Consider the following 251-nt stretch of genomic DNA (forward strand, 5'->3'; position numbering starts at 1 on the left):
TGCTAGGGGGGCCGGAGCTCTTCCCTCTTCCTCGCGGCTCAGGAACAGGTCCTGGCCGCATCGATGAAGGCCCCGCGGGTGACCCAGGGCTGCTGATCATGGATTCGCACCAGGCTGCCACCCCTCGCCGGCTGCACCTCCAGCCACTGACCGGCGTCCGCCAGGCGATAGCCGCGGCCTTCCTCCACCAGCGCCACGCCCGGCGCCTGGCGTTGCCACTTGGGCAAGACGCACATCGCGTAATCGTAGGG

At 69.3% G+C, this 251-nt stretch carries 1 protein-coding gene; it reads right to left on the reverse strand.

The features are described 5' to 3' along the window. Window positions 1–38: 38 nt before the first annotated feature. Window positions 39–251 (reverse strand): hypothetical protein (locus ACLJNW_RS27115; protein WP_410961650.1); only part of this gene is annotated, 213 nt, incomplete at its 5' end.

The organism is Salmonella sp. SAL4457 (assembly GCF_046548235.1).
Taxonomy (GTDB): Bacteria; Pseudomonadota; Gammaproteobacteria; order Enterobacterales; family Enterobacteriaceae; genus Salmonella; species Salmonella enterica.